The sequence below is a fragment of the Streptomyces sp. NPDC048420 genome (genome assembly GCF_040651535.1).
Taxonomy (GTDB): domain Bacteria; phylum Actinomycetota; class Actinomycetes; order Streptomycetales; family Streptomycetaceae; genus Streptomyces.
The window spans coordinates 1-13,336 of sequence record NZ_JBEZKG010000031.1 but is presented as its reverse complement, the minus strand read 5'-3'; the positions used below and the strand labels follow the sequence as shown (position 1 = coordinate 13,336).

The following is a 13,336-nucleotide window of genomic DNA, read 5'->3' as shown; positions in this document are numbered from 1 at the left end:
GCCTCGCGGCCCTGGGCCAACCCGCGGCTACCTCAACTGAGGCCTCCGGCACGGCATGTTCCCCACCTCACAACGACCGCCGGGCCTGGCGGGAACAACCCGCGAGAGTTGAACGTTCATCCACATGTGGCTGCGGAGGGGACAGTGTCCCCGGGCCTCACCCATAGCCCATGGGGACGATCGTCCGGCTGAAGCCCCATGGAGCCTCCCGCCGAGAGGCGACCGCCCTCCGCACTCCACCACACACGGCCCCGGCTGGTCTCCCCCGTCCAGCCGGGGCCTTCGTCCAGCCTCGGGCACGCAGCCGGCCCGGTTGCCTGTCATTCGCGCACACGAAAACGTCCACCAGGCGATCTGCCTGCCGCACCGTGGCGGCCTGGAAACGCAAGCCCGGCGTGCTGTGTTCCGGCCGCTGCGCCCCGCGCCGCCGGTGCCGCGTTGATGAGGGCGCCACCCGCTCCATCGCTCCAGGCACCCGGATCAACCAGCGCCCGGCCGAAGACACGGATCCCAGATCGCCAGTCACTGGGAGGGCGACCTCATTGTCGGCCAGGGCGAGAGATCGGCCACGGCACCCTTGTCGACCGCACCAGCCACTACGTGAAGCTCCTGCACCTGCCCGACGGGGGCGGGCAGCCGAGCACGTCCGCGATGCCCTCCTGCACGCCTTCGCCGGTCTGCCCGCCGGGTTCGCCCGCGCGCTGACCTGGGATCAGGGCAGCGAGATGGGCAGGCACGCCGAGTTCACCCGCGCCACCGGGATCTACCAGCGCTACATGGGCTGGTTCGACGGCAACCCGGCCCATCTGTGGCAGCATCCGCCCACCGAAGCCGCCGTCCGGTACGTGGAGTTCACGGGTTGGAGCCGACGCGGTGGTCGCCAAGGCGCGCACGTCGTACGAGGCCGGGGACCTGAGGTGGGTCGCGGAAGTGCTCGCCCACGTCCTGTTCGCCGAGCCCGGCCACCCTGAGGCCCGCACCTTGCAGGCCGACACCTTCGAACGGCTCGGGCACGGCTCCGAGTCCGGGCCGTGGCGCAACTTCTACCTGATGGGCGCCGCCGAGCTGCGCGACGGCATCCTCGGGACGCCGACGCCCCAAGCGCCCGATGTCCTGGCCGCCCTGACGGCCGAGCAGATCTTCCAGTCCATGGCCGTACGCGTCGACGGCCCGCGCGCGGCCGGGGCCGGACGTCTGCTGCTGCGCTGGGAGTTCACCGACACCGGCGAGGTGTGGACGCTGCTGCTGTCCAACGGGGCGCTCACCCCGATGCTCGGCGACGCCCCGCGGGGCGAGCGGCCCGCCGTGGTGTTGCGGCTGGCCCGCACCACCCTGAACAGGGTCCTCGGCGGGGCGACGACCTTCGCCGACGAGATCATGAGCGGAGCCGTGGTTCTCGACGGCGACGCCCACACCCTGATCACGTTCGGCTCGCTGCTGGAATCACCGGACCCGGACTTCGCCATCGTCACTCCACCCGGACCTTCGCCGAGGCGACCCTCACTGACGAGTCCACCCGCTGGACAAACCCCTACAGCGGAAAGTAGCGCCCATCAGCCGACGGCCTCTGCCGCCCCGTTCGGGGTGACACCGAGGCCGTCGGCAGGCACGGGCCGCGCGGAATGCGCTACGGCAGCGTGATGCCGAGTCGCTCCCCGAGTTCGTCGGCGCTGACGCCGTACGTCTCCCGGATCCGTACGCCCTCGGGGCCGACGTCGAAGACGCCGTGGTCCGTGTAGACGCGGCTGACGCAGCCGACGCCGGTGAGCGGGTAGGTGCACCGCGGCACCAGCTTGGGCTCACCGGAGCGGGTGAAGAGGGTCATCATCACGTAGACGTCCTTGGCGCCGATGGCGAGGTCCATGGCTCCCCCGACGGCGGGGATGTCCTCGGGCCTGCCGGTGGTCCAGTTGGCGAGGTCGCCGTCGAAGGCGACCTGGTAGGCCCCGAGGACGCAGACATCGAGGTGTCCGCCGCGCATCATGGCGAAGGAGTCGGCGTGGTGGAAGTACGCCGCTCCCGGCAGTTCGGTCACCGGGACCTTGCCGGCGTTGGTGAGGTCGGGGTCGACCGCGTCGCCCTCGGCCTTCGGGCCCATGTTGAGCATGCCGTTCTCGGTGTGCAGCACCACCCCGGAGCCGTCCGGCAGATGGTCGGCGATCTTGGTGGGCTGCCCGATGCCGAGGTTGACGAAGGAGCCGGCCGGGATGTCGCGTGCGATGACGGCGGCCAGTTCGTCCATCGAGAGGCGGTGATCGGTGGGCGTGGTGGTCATCGTGCCCCCTGGACGGTGTAGTGGCGGGCCTCGACCTGGACGATCCGGTCGACATAGATGGACGGGGTCACGACGGCCTCGGGGTCGAGCTTGCCGGCATCCACGACCTCGTCGACCTGGACGATGGTCGTCGTCGCGGCCGTGGCCATGACCGGGCCGAAGTTGCGGGCGGTCTTGCGGTAGACGAGGTTGCCCATGGTGTCCGCGACATGCGCGCCGATCAGCGCGTAGTCGCCCTTGATGGGGTACTCCAGCAGGTACCTCCGGCCGTCGATCTCCCGCTCCTCCTTGCCCTCGGCCAGTGGTGTGCCGACCGCGGTCGGACAGTAGAAGGCGCCGATGCCGGCACCGGCCGCGCGCATCCGCTCGGCCAGGTTGCCCTGCGGCACCACCTCCAGCTCGATCTTCCCGGCGCGGTAAAGGCCGTCGAAGACCCAGGAGTCGGCCTGGCGGGGGAATGAGCACAGCACCTTGCGCACCCGCCCCGCGGCGAGCAGCGCGGCCAGTCCGACATCACCGTTGCCGGCGTTGTTGGACACGATCGTGAGGTCCTTCGCGCCCTGCCGGATGAGCGCGTCGATCAGGTCGAACGGCATCCCGGCCAGCCCGAAGCCGCCGACCAGAACGGTCGCCCCGTCCTCGATGCCCGCGACCGCCGCGTCGGTGCTTTCGAGGATCTCCGCCCGGCTCATCGGACCGACCCCGTGGCGTCGCAGTTCTCGAGTACGACGGCCAGGCCCTGACCGACCCCGATGCAGATCGCGGCGACGCCGTAGCGCTGACGCGTCTCACGCAGCACCTTGGCCAGCGTGGCGAGGATGCGGCCGCCCGAGGCGCCCAGCGGATGGCCGATCGCGATGGCGCCGCCCTTCTGGTTGACGACGCCCGGGTCGATCTTCCAGGCGTCGACGCAGGCGAGCGACTGCACGGCGAACGCCTCGTTGAGTTCGACCGCCCCGACCTGGTCCCAGCCGATCCCGGCCCGGGCCAGCGCACGGTTCGCGGCCTCGACCGGGGCGTACCCGAAGGACTGCGGTTCCAGCGCCATCACCCCGCGGCCTGCGATACGGGCGATCGGGTCGGCCCCGATCGCGGCCGCGGCCTTCTCACTGCCCAACAGCACTGCGGAAGCACCGTCGTTGAGCGGGCTGGCGTTGCCGGCGGTGATGGTGCCGCCCTGATCCGCCGTACGGAAGACCGGCTTGAGCCCCGCCAGCACCTCGGGTGTGGATCCGGGCCGGATGCCCTCGTCGCGGGCCAGGTCGACGCCTTCGACCGGCACCACCAGGTCGTCGTAGAAGCCCGACTCCCAAGCGGCGTGGGCGAGTTGGTGGGAGCGGGCGGCGAACTCGTCCTGGCGCTCGCGGGAGATGCCGAAGCGGTCCCGGAGCTGCTCGTTGGACTCGCCGAGGCTGACCGTCCACTCCTTCGGCATCCGCGGGTTGACCAGCCGCCAGCCGAGGGTGGTGGAGACGGCGGTGACGTCGCCGGCCGGGAAGGGCTTCGCCGACTTCGGCAGCACCCACGGCGCACGCGTCATCGACTCGACGCCGCCGGTGAGCACCACCTCGGCGTCCCCGGACTCGATCGTGCGGCTGGCCGTCATCGCCGCGTCGAGGCTCGATCCGCACAGCCGGTTGACCGTGGTGCCGGGGACGCTCACCGGGAGGCCGGCGAGGAGCGCCGCCATGCGGCCGACGTTGCGGTTCTCCTCGCCGGCGCCGTTGGCGTTGCCCCACACCACGTCGTCGATGGCGGCGGGGTCGAAGCGGGGCACCCGGGCGAGCGTCGAGGTGATCGCGGCGGCGGCGAGGTCGTCGGGGCGGACACCTGCCAGGGCGCCGTTGAAGCGGCCGAACGGCGTGCGGGTCGCGGCGTACAGGAAAGCACTCATGGCAACGACGCTACCCATGGTCCGCGATATTCTGAAGTACGCATATCCAAGCCAATTGATATGGACGACATATGGATCTCCGCCATCTCCGGTACTTCGTGGCGGTGGCCGAGGAGCGGCACTTCGGTCGTGCCGCCGAGCGGCTCCACATGGCCCAGCCCCCGCTCTCCCAGCAGATCCGGCAGCTGGAGGCGGAGCTCGGCGTCGAGCTGCTGCACCGCACCACCCGGCGCGTGGACCTGACCGAGGCCGGCCGCGCCTACCTGGAGCGGGCACGCGCGATCCTCGCCGATGTCGACGAAGCCGCCCACCAGGCACGGCTCGTCGCCGCCGGTTCGGTCGGGCACCTCGCGATCGGGTGCGTGGGCTCGGCGACGTACAGCCTGCTGCCCGCGCTCTCCCGCCGGCTCACGGCGGAACTGCCCGGCGTCGACTTCTCCTTCCGCGGCGAGATGCTCGCACCCGACCAGGTCGAGGCGTTGCGCACCGGCGCGATCGACGTCGCGCTGCTCCGGCCACCGGCGGCCGACCTGTCCCTCACCGTGCACACCCTGCGCCGGGACCGGCTGGTCGTCGCCGTACCGGTCGACCATCCGCTCGCCCGCCGGAAACGGCTGCGGGTCGTCGACCTCGCCGGGGCCGACCTGATCGTGCACTCCGCCGACCGCCGATCCGTGATGTACGACGTCGTCCTGGGCCTGCTGCTCGACGCCGGCGTCGAGCCGCACATCCGCCACGAGGTCGGCGAGACCTCGACGCTGGTCACCCTCGTGGCCGGCGGGTTGGGTGTTGCCGTCGTACCCGAACCCGTGACCGCACTGGCGCTCGACGGCGTCGCCTACCTGCCACTGACCGGGGCCGACGCACGCGTGGAGTTGGCCGTCGCCCACCGAGCCGACCGCGCCGAGCCGCACCTGGCGCGCACCGTGGGGATCATCCGGGCCGTGATCTGAGGACCAGGGACCGCGATACTCCGGCCGGAGTCCTACGCGACGATCTTCGCGACGGAGTCACGAGCCTGGTTCGCGATCCGGTCGGCGGGTGAATCGATCTGGACCATGGACGACTCCTTGCGCGCGGCTCGCGCTGCTGTCGGAACCGGCGTTCACCGCCGGATTTTGCTGGGGGTGCTTCTCTACGGCCATGCGGGGACGCCGCTGCCGAACCGCCCCGGGGGCCTGCGCGGACCGGCTCCGCGCAGCTCTGCGACCAACCCTGATTCAGGTCGCTCGGCGTGCTGATCGACCCGTGCCGAGCAGCGACAAGGTAGGCAGCGACCGCCGTCACGCTCAATGGACATGTTCGTCGGACGGACAAGTCATCGCCCCGATCGGCAACGAGAGAGCGGGCGGTGCTGGACGCAGCGATCTGCTCAGGTGCCTGTGCGACCCGGCCTCAGCTCCGGGCGAGCAGCCCACGAAACGGAGCCGGCACTGAAGCACGACACATCGGCCGGTCACTGGAAGTCGCACCCCGGGTTGGGGTGCCGACCGGATCGACGTACAACGCGTCGAGGACCACCGGGCACCGTCCAGGTTGCGGCCGATGTGGACGTGGCCCGGTCCGGCCGGGTCGGTGATGGTGTCACCCGAGGAAGACACGCCGTTCGCTCGCGCAGTCCGCGTCGGCGAACATCACCGCCAGGTCGACGGCCGGCAGACGGGATCCGGCGTGGCCGACCGCTCCGCGGCTGTCGGCCGAGCCGACGAGACGGGGACGCGACCCGGTGGTGTGCAGGCAGAAAATGCCTTCCTGTGGGGTGTACAGCCCATGCGTTGCCTGAGCGGGTGAGTCCCGGCGCTCACGCTCCGTCTGGCCTCGCACTGTAGAGATCATCGCACTTGGCTGGCTCGGCGTCTTGGCACGCAGATGTCGTACCGACTCGATGCTGTCATAGGTGACTTCGACCGCTTGCGAAGCCGGGCCGAAGGAGTGCCGGGGACGGTGGTCGCCCGAGACGGAGGCGTAACTCTCGCCACTCCGTACACCGGAGGCCGAGACGGCCCGGCAGCGGCTGCCTGAGTGTGAAGCCGCAGGCGATTTCGAGGGCTTCTGCGTCGAGGAGTACTCAGCCCCGTACGCCGCCTGGGCCGGCCCCTGGGACGTCTCCGCGCTGTTCGCCCGCCCCGGACTTCACCAACGACTCCTGGACATTGCGATGACCGCCAACTGATGGAGCCTGAACTTCCCACCCACAGACCCGTCATTATCCGCGATGAGCCGGTGCTTGTGTCGAAGGTGGATCAGTAAGGTTGAGTCGTGACGGGCGCAGCGCCAGCCAGCGTCGGGGGAGATCGCCGTGTTGTTCGGGTCCCGGACCGGATTCGGTTTGGAGTTCCACGTCGAAGACGACCCGCAGCTGCTGTGCGTCGACATCTTCGTCGGCGGACTCCATGTGAACACGTGGGACAACGTGTTCTACCCGCCACTACTGGTCAAGAAGCTCAAGGACGAGCTCAGCCGCTTTCGCACGCCGACTGCGCCGTCGGCGGGCTTCGTCTCGCCACTCGAGGCGTTTCGCGTTGCCGAGGACTGGATGTGCGGCGACGCCGGTACGGGAACTGCCTCCGAAGCCGGGGCGGAGTTCGCGAGGTGTGAGTTCCTGGAGTGGGGCGAGTGCACCGATCAGTTGCTGGCGTTCGCGTTCCCCGATGGGGACCGAGTGCACCTCGTCTGTCGGGTACGCGATGGAGGTGGTCCTGCCTGGGGCACCGAGGCCCGGCATGAGCCGACGGTGGTGTCGGTGAGCCGGACGGTGCTCGTCGAAACGCTGGAGCACGGCCTCGCGATCGCCGAACGCGTGTGGTCTGCCCGGCTCGCTGCCGTCAGGGACCGCAGTGATACCCGCGACGGCGGCGACATGTCCAGCGCGTGTTCTTCGTAGCCTCCTGCTGCGAAAGGCGCTGGTGACAGTGTCCGTTCTCGTGCTTGTCGCGGCAGCCGGGGCTTCGGGTTCCCGGGCTGCGAGTCCGACAGGATGAAGGAGCGACGTCGACATGACAGAGGCGGTTTCCGGGGCGACGGCGGCCACGCCGACGGATGTGGCGCGAGCTCGGGCCGAACTTGTGCCGACCCTTCCAGCTCCGCTGGTGGCGTTGTGGAAGGTGGCGGATGGTTTGATGACTGATGCTGGTGTGACCGTGTACTCAGCTGGGTGCGCCGCAGGTTTCTCCTGCGTGCCGACGATCCGGGCTCCGCCGTGTTCTCCTCAGATCTGGGAGACCTGGGTCCTGAAGACTTCGAAGTCGAGTCCGTCGACTTCGCGTCCTGGATCGAATCGCTCTGCCCTGACCCCTTCTGCTGACAGAAGGGGCGTTCCCGGGTTCGTATGCACTCACGATGGCCGGTGTGCGCATTCAACCGATCACGCGGTGGCCGAAGGTCACAGCATGACCGACGACGGCTCCACCGAATCCGGCCCCTTGAGCGACCAGTGCTGTGACCGTGGTTCGGTGCCGTCGTGTGGATAATGCCTCCCGTGACTTCAGACATAGCCCGCCCGAGATGGTGGTCCGCACTTCGAGGCTTCCTGATCTTCTTCGTGTCTGGCGGGCTTGGCTCCTTCGCCTACGCGGTGGTGCGGCATCGCCCGGTCGCCGGGATGCCGTGGGGCGGACTGCTGTTCGGGGCGATCGTCTGCGCGACGCTCAGCGCCGTGCTCCCGGCGCACCGGCGCCGCTGACGTCACTCTCACACGAGGGAACGCGTCCAGGCCACGTCAGCCAGGGGCCGTCCGCCCCAACGGATCCCCTTCTCGCTACGGATGCGGGTCCGCTCACGGCGCTGGGCTGTCGGCACGTCGGGGTGACGGGCATTGGTGTTGCGCCAGCGTAGACAGGAATGCAGGGCCGGGTCTGCACAGTGTGGTTGGCGTGGTTGGAGTTGGCGATGGTGAGCTGCCGCAGTGGTCCGAAGTGGGCCTCGGTCGGGTTGGCCCAGTACGCCTAAGTCGGGGTGAAGCACAGCTCGACCCGGTTCTTCCTCGCCCAGCGCCGGATCGTCTCGCCATGCGGACGGGTTGTCCAGGATCACGTAGATGGGGGCGCCTTCGGGTCGGGCGGCCCGGATCGACTTCAGTGCGGCCAGGGTGTTCGCGGCGCCCTTCTTGCGGTGGTTGACGTCCGACAGGGTGTCGTCGCCGATCGGGTAGCAGCCGTGGAAGTAGCGGATGCCGTGGGTGCGGTGGTAGGTCGCGCGGTGCCGCCCGGGGTGGGCGGCAGGGCCCCAGCCGGAACCGCCGCTGGGGCGGATGCCGAGCGGGCCGAACTTCTCGGCAGCCCGCCATCTGCTCGCCGCGGGCCTGGTGCCATGGAAGTCCTGATTTAGCGGTGTGCATTGTGAAGTTGCCGGTCATGGGGCTGGTGTGTGGGCGTCTTGCTGTACTCGCGCCGACCGGCGGCCGGTGGCACGGTGAAGATCGTCTGCCAGGGCGGCCGGGCGGTTCTCGGGTTCTGCTGCCCCTGTCCTGAGGGTCCGCCTACGATCCGTCGCCGTACGGATACGCCGCCGGATTCTCGGGGAGGGAGCGGGGGCCTGCTGGCCGCCCGCGCTCTGCGCCTGGACCGCGCGCTGAAGAGGATCACCCGATCCGATGGCGGAGTCGTACTGCTGGACGGCTCGCTGATACGCACCCGCCGCCGCACCGGAGCCGAGAACCGGAAGAACTACTCCGGCAAGAGCAAGTGTCACGGCCTGCTCCGGTTCGCCGACCGGCCGCCCCACCACCTCTCCTTCGGGCAGCGCCGCCGGGTCGCCGCCGCGACCGTCCTCGCCATGGAGCCGGAGATCCTCGTCCTCGACGAGCCGTCCTCCAACCTTGACCCGGCCTCGCGCCGCGAGTTCGCCGACATCCTCCGCACCCTCGACGTCACCGCCCTGATGGTCACCCACGACCTCCCGTACGCCCTGGAGCTCTGCCCGCGCTCGGCGATCCTCAGCGAGGACGCCACCGCGGAGGACGGCCCGACCGCCGCGATCCTCTCCGACGAAGCGCTGATGGCCCGGCATCGCTGGAGCTGCCGTTCGGCTTCGTACCGAGTTCCCTCGCATGACGTTGATCCGACTGGTCGGCTTTTCCGGTGAGTCGTGTCGGGACGCTCCGTGCGTGGCAGAGCCAGGGCTATCAATGAATCGGATGGTATTTCGCCATTCGGTCATTCATGGACATCAACCTCAGGAGTCGCATGATGCGCCCCATCAGAGCGGCCGGCCTCGGCACGGCCACGCTGGTCACCCTCCTCGCCTGCACCCCCGTCGCGACCGCCGCGACGGACACCGGTTCCGCCCACGCCAGGGGCAAAGCCCCGATCATCACACTCCTGGCCGAGGTGCAGCAGCTGACCCGCTTCCCCGTCACCCCCGGCAGCGTCTCGCAGGGCGATCAAGTCGTCGTCCGCTCGGACCTCTTCGACAAGGCGCACAACAAGGTCGGCGAGACCCACGGCACCTGCACCACCACCCGGGGCGGCGCCGATGAAGCGGAGCAGTGCCTCGTGACCTACACCCTTCCGGGCGGCCAGCTCACCACGCAGGGGGTGTACTTCAACTACATCGACCAGGGTCCCTTCGACAGCGCGATCACTGGCGGCACCGGGAAGTACAAGAAGGCTCGCGGCTGGGTCCACTCCGACACGATCGCCACAACCCCCAAGGTCGTGAGGCGCTTCACGATCAACCTCGTCTGACCGCCCGGACGTCCACCCGACCCCAGAATCCGGCCTTCTCCCCTCGCGTTGCACCATGGGAGACGGTCGTCCGAAAGGAAGCGTGGGGGCAGGTGGACGTCCAGGGCACGGTGGCGACGCGCTGGCCGCTTGCCCAACTCCTCGGCGAGCGAGTCCAGCTCGCTCCGACGGGCCGTGATCCGCTCCAGCCCGGACATCCCCGCTCCCTCCCCTAGAATCCGGCGGCGTATCCGTACGGCGACGGATCGTAGGCGGACCCTCAGGACAGGGGCAGCAGAACCCGAGAACCACTCGGCCGCCCTGGCAGACGATCTTCACCGTGCCACCGGCCGCCGGTCGGCGCGAGCACAGCAAGACGCCCACACACCAGCCCCATGACCTGCAACTTCACGATACAGGGATGTGGGACGGCGTCTTGTCGTTGGGGGGGAAGCCTCCCCGCTGCGGCGTGGTCGCCCGTATGGTGCGGGGATGGGTGACAGGCCGCCAAGTATCGAAGTCCCTGACGTGGTCGGGATGACGGGGCGCGAAGCGCGTGCTCTTTGCCGTGGTCTGGGGCTGTTCCTGGGCTACTTCAACATGGATCAGCAACTGCCACAGACCATGGTGATCGCTTATCAAGAGCCCCCACCCGGAACCTCGGCAGCACCTGCCACGGCAGTCAGGATCTGGACGACGTTGGATCCGCTGCCAGGGGATCGGGGATCGCAGTAACCGGGGAGCCAGTGGGTGGACGACCGCCGCCCTCGTCGACGCTTCGACGCCCTCGACGACGTCCCGGTTGGCCACTGGCCCTTGATCGTCATGGACGACATCCAGCAGGACGGCGCCGCGGGCGTCCACGCCGACAACAACGGCCAGTCCTTGTCCCTCATCGAGTACAGCGAGCTGGTCACTGACGCCCCACGAAATGCTCGGCGGCCCCGGGTTACTCGTCGAGGTCGCCGACCCGTCCGAAGCCCCCGAGAACGGCTACACCATCAACGGCCTGCTGATGTCGGACTTCTTCATCCCCGCACTTCTACGACCCCGTCGCCGCCCCCGGGGTCCGCTACAGCTTCACCGGCCAACTCGACGGCCCCCGCAAGATCCTGCCCGGCGGTCACATCAGCTGGCACGACCCGGTCAGCGAACACTGCTGGCAGCAGGTCTGGTTCGGCACCGACGAGCCCGAGTTCGTGGACCTGGGCAAGCTGACCGCCCGTGCCGGCAACCCGCGCGCGGCCATCGACTCCCGCACCGGCACCATCGCGCGCATCGCCCACAGCGGACCGCAATGCCAACGCTTCAGCGCCGCCCGCTCCCTGACCGCCGCGGTCAAGCGATCCACGGCATCGCGGGCCGCCGGGTGGCGCGAGCGCATCCAGCAGCTCCAGGCCGAACCGGTCGTCGAGTCACCTGGGAAGGCGGGGCGTAGGACAACGAGCAACGACACCGCTCAGCCCGCCTGAGGGAGGGCACCATGGCCGACGACGACAACCGTGGCAGGGACCGTGCTGATCAGGTGCGTGAACTGATCGAGCAGCTGAAAACCCGCACGGCCTCCCTTGGTACTCCTGGCCCGGCCGGCGAGCGCAAAGCAAGCCTGCGCGAAGCCGTACACCGGCGGGCACGCGTAAAGGTTGTCCCGTAATGGATCTTTGGGTCGGGCTGAACGTGGCTGGTCACTGTGTGTCCGGCCTGCTATCCGACGAGGCTGAGGTTATGTAGGCGAGCAATGCCGAGCATGGCGTGCTGAACGCCGTCGCCTTTGAGGCGGCAGTCGCGGAGGATCTTCAGGCCTTCATGCGAGCGAAGACATGCTCGACCCGGGCACGAACCTGTTTGTGCGAGCGGTTGTGCTCCTGCTTCCACTCGGACAACTCCTCGCCTCGGGTGCGGCGGTGCGGCATGAGAAGTCCGGTGCCTGGATAGCCGCCGTCAGCCATCGTCAGGGCCTTGCCCACGGCGGCTCGCGCCCCGGATTCCTCCCACGCCTTGCAGTCGTTGCGGTTGCCGGGGAGGGGCTCACCGACCACGACGACCAGACGGGTGTCGGCATCGACGACGACCTGGTGGTTGGTGGAGTACCGGTAGTTTTTGGACTGTTCGGCGATCGTGTGGTCACGGGTAGGGACGAGGGTGCCGTCCACGATGAGCACCGTGCCCTTGCGGAACCGTTTGCGGGGCCGGAGTGCGAGTGACGGCCCGAGGCGGTCGATGATGCGGTCGGCCGCGGACTTCGAGATGCCGAACAGTGGGGCCAGCTGGCGCAGCGCCAAGTTCGTGCGCCAGTAAGCGATCACCAGTAGCACACGGTCCTCCAGGGATAGGCCCCATGGCCGCCCCCGCCGCACCTCGTCGGCACCTTCGCGGCGCAGTGCGATCACCAACTTTTCGAAGCAGCGCGGGCTCAGCCCGGAGAACGGCGCTATCCAGGACGGCTCCGACGCCGTGATCACACCAGCCACGCGAAGATCATCCCACTGGTGGTCTACAGGCTGGAGAGGGTCGTCACTTGCGCCCGGGGTCCAAGAGTGCGTCGCTTTCCGAGCGGATCCAGCACTGCTCGGCCCGCATCTCGTCCGCGTCACCGCGGGCGAGAAAGGTCGCCCATGGCTCGGCGCCTTGCCTGCCGAGGCGTTCGATGCGCGCGGCCTCGCGGGATTGAAGGTCGTCCAGCGCCTCGATCACAGTGACAGGCTGTTCCCCGTAAGCAGTGCAGAGCGCATGAAGGCGGGCCTGCAGAGTGCTGGAGCCAGTGACCGACGCTCGTCGCTGCTGCTCCAGGGGCCGCAGTGGGACGGCGTACCAGGCGAGTTGGGCCAAGTCGTCGATGGCGTGGCCGGGCGCCGCGAAGTCCCAATCGATGAAGCCGGTGAGCCGGTCACCATCCCAGATCGAGTTCCATGGCCCGAGGTCTCCGTGTCGGATCACCATGCCTGGCCGCCACTCTTCTTCCTGGCCCTGCCAGTGGGCATCGGCCGGCGGCCGGAAGGTCCGAACGGCATCGTGGTAGCCCCGCAGCCAGCGGCCCAGCTCACCGACTCCAGGTGAGGAGCGCAGACTTTCCGGCCAGGGCGTGAATGCGGGTTCGCCGTAGAGCAACGACAGCACTTCGTCGGCGCCGTCAGTGCCCAACGCGCGGGGAGCCCTGCTGAATCCCACCTCCTCCAGGTGGCTCAGCAGGGCGTGCACGGCAGATGTCCATGTGCCTGTCGGCCTACGGATCGTCGCGCCGATCCGTCGCACTGTCGTGACACTGCCGCGGTCAGTGGAGCCGTCCTCAATCACTCGGCCAGCGTAGTTCGGCTACCTCAGTCGGCGCCTTGAACACCAGTGCGCCAGACCCACGTCCCACATCCGGCTGACAACACATGTGGCCATGCCGCCAGTTGCGGGACAGCCTTTAAAGGGTGTTGCACAAGACTCTGAGCTGGGCATCTTCCTTGTATGGCCGGGGTCTTACGCGCTGAGCGGGTGTGGGTGGAGACGTTCACGGGG

At 69.0% G+C, this 13,336-nt stretch carries 14 protein-coding genes and 3 pseudogenes; 10 read left to right on the top strand and 7 right to left on the bottom strand.

The window, feature by feature from the left end; genetic code table 11:
* Window positions 1-170: 170 nt before the first annotated feature.
* The gene (locus AB0D34_RS39795; RefSeq protein ID WP_362671199.1) at window positions 171-971 is read left to right on the top strand and encodes an alkyl sulfatase dimerization domain-containing protein; all 801 of its coding nucleotides are present in this window, start codon (window positions 171-173) and stop codon (window positions 969-971) included.
* On the top strand, window positions 874-1,641 hold the full coding sequence (locus tag AB0D34_RS39790) for an alkyl sulfatase C-terminal domain-containing protein (protein WP_362671196.1): 768 nt from the start codon (window positions 874-876) through the stop codon (window positions 1,639-1,641). The genes AB0D34_RS39795 and AB0D34_RS39790 overlap by 98 nt, the downstream gene beginning before the upstream one ends.
* On the opposite strand, the gene AB0D34_RS39785 is transcribed toward AB0D34_RS39790, so the two are convergent.
* Genes AB0D34_RS39785 through AB0D34_RS39775 form a run of 3 tightly spaced genes read right to left on the bottom strand, consistent with a single transcriptional unit; the run spans window position 1,628 to window position 4,169 of the window.
* Complete coding sequence (locus AB0D34_RS39785; protein WP_362671194.1) at window positions 1,628-2,275, bottom strand: 3-oxoacid CoA-transferase subunit B; 648 nt, start codon at window positions 2,273-2,275, stop codon at window positions 1,628-1,630. The two genes, AB0D34_RS39790 and AB0D34_RS39785, sit on opposite strands and share 14 nt — an antisense overlap.
* Window positions 2,272-2,967: a 3-oxoacid CoA-transferase subunit A gene (locus AB0D34_RS39780; protein ID WP_362671192.1), complete on the bottom strand. Its 696-nt coding sequence runs from the start codon at window positions 2,965-2,967 to the stop codon at window positions 2,272-2,274. The genes AB0D34_RS39785 and AB0D34_RS39780 overlap by 4 nt, the downstream gene beginning before the upstream one ends.
* A complete protein-coding gene (locus AB0D34_RS39775; RefSeq protein ID WP_362671190.1) occupies window positions 2,964-4,169 on the bottom strand; it encodes a thiolase family protein in 1,206 nt (401 codons plus the stop codon). The genes AB0D34_RS39780 and AB0D34_RS39775 overlap by 4 nt, the downstream gene beginning before the upstream one ends.
* Window positions 4,170-4,240: 71 nt before the next feature.
* Here AB0D34_RS39775 and AB0D34_RS39770 point away from each other — a divergent pair, with 71 nt between their 5' ends.
* Window positions 4,241-5,122, top strand: a complete 882-nt coding sequence (locus AB0D34_RS39770) for a LysR substrate-binding domain-containing protein (protein WP_362671188.1) — start codon at window positions 4,241-4,243, stop codon at window positions 5,120-5,122.
* 631 nt (window positions 5,123-5,753) lie between these two features.
* Here the strand turns inward: AB0D34_RS39770 and AB0D34_RS39765 are convergent.
* Window positions 5,754-5,993: a hypothetical protein gene (locus AB0D34_RS39765; protein WP_362671185.1), complete on the bottom strand. Its 240-nt coding sequence runs from the start codon at window positions 5,991-5,993 to the stop codon at window positions 5,754-5,756.
* Between the two features lie 475 nt (window positions 5,994-6,468).
* Here AB0D34_RS39765 and AB0D34_RS39760 point away from each other — a divergent pair, with 475 nt between their 5' ends.
* Together AB0D34_RS39760 and AB0D34_RS39755 are read left to right on the top strand one after the other, a co-directional pair.
* Window positions 6,469-7,053, top strand: coding sequence for a hypothetical protein (locus tag AB0D34_RS39760; protein WP_362671183.1), 585 nt, complete (start codon window positions 6,469-6,471; stop codon window positions 7,051-7,053).
* Between the two features lie 594 nt (window positions 7,054-7,647).
* Window positions 7,648-7,851 carry a hypothetical protein gene (locus tag AB0D34_RS39755; RefSeq protein WP_362671181.1) on the top strand — a complete coding sequence of 68 codons (204 nt, stop codon included), beginning with the start codon at window positions 7,648-7,650 and terminating at the stop codon, window positions 7,849-7,851.
* Window positions 7,852-7,859: 8 nt separating this feature from the next.
* Here AB0D34_RS39755 and AB0D34_RS39750 read toward each other — a convergent pair.
* Window positions 7,860-8,447 (bottom strand): annotated as a pseudogene (locus AB0D34_RS39750) (IS630 family transposase); the annotation flags it as partial.
* Between the two features lie 423 nt (window positions 8,448-8,870).
* Between AB0D34_RS39750 and AB0D34_RS39745 the strand changes: the two are divergent.
* The 5 genes and pseudogenes from AB0D34_RS39745 to AB0D34_RS39725 all read left to right on the top strand — a co-directional run.
* A pseudogene (locus AB0D34_RS39745) lies at window positions 8,871-9,220 on the top strand (AAA family ATPase); the annotation flags it as partial.
* Between the two features lie 135 nt (window positions 9,221-9,355).
* Window positions 9,356-9,853: a hypothetical protein gene (locus AB0D34_RS39740; RefSeq protein WP_362671179.1), complete on the top strand. Its 498-nt coding sequence runs from the start codon at window positions 9,356-9,358 to the stop codon at window positions 9,851-9,853.
* 471 nt (window positions 9,854-10,324) lie between these two features.
* Window positions 10,325-10,567, top strand: a complete 243-nt coding sequence (locus AB0D34_RS39735; RefSeq protein WP_362671176.1) for a PASTA domain-containing protein — start codon at window positions 10,325-10,327, stop codon at window positions 10,565-10,567.
* Window positions 10,568-11,031: 464 nt separating this feature from the next.
* Window positions 11,032-11,304, top strand: coding sequence for a hypothetical protein (locus tag AB0D34_RS39730; RefSeq protein ID WP_362671173.1), 273 nt, complete (start codon window positions 11,032-11,034; stop codon window positions 11,302-11,304).
* 11 nt (window positions 11,305-11,315) lie between these two features.
* Window positions 11,316-11,486: a hypothetical protein gene (locus tag AB0D34_RS39725; protein WP_362671171.1), complete on the top strand. Its 171-nt coding sequence runs from the start codon at window positions 11,316-11,318 to the stop codon at window positions 11,484-11,486.
* A gap of 50 nt (window positions 11,487-11,536) precedes the next feature.
* Here AB0D34_RS39725 and AB0D34_RS39720 read toward each other — a convergent pair.
* Window positions 11,537-12,303 (bottom strand): annotated as a pseudogene (locus tag AB0D34_RS39720) (transposase).
* A 43-nt stretch (window positions 12,304-12,346) separates the two neighbouring features.
* Window positions 12,347-13,030, bottom strand: coding sequence for an aminoglycoside phosphotransferase family protein (locus tag AB0D34_RS39715; RefSeq protein ID WP_362671169.1), 684 nt, complete (start codon window positions 13,028-13,030; stop codon window positions 12,347-12,349).
* Between the last annotated feature and the right edge of the window lie 306 nt (window positions 13,031-13,336).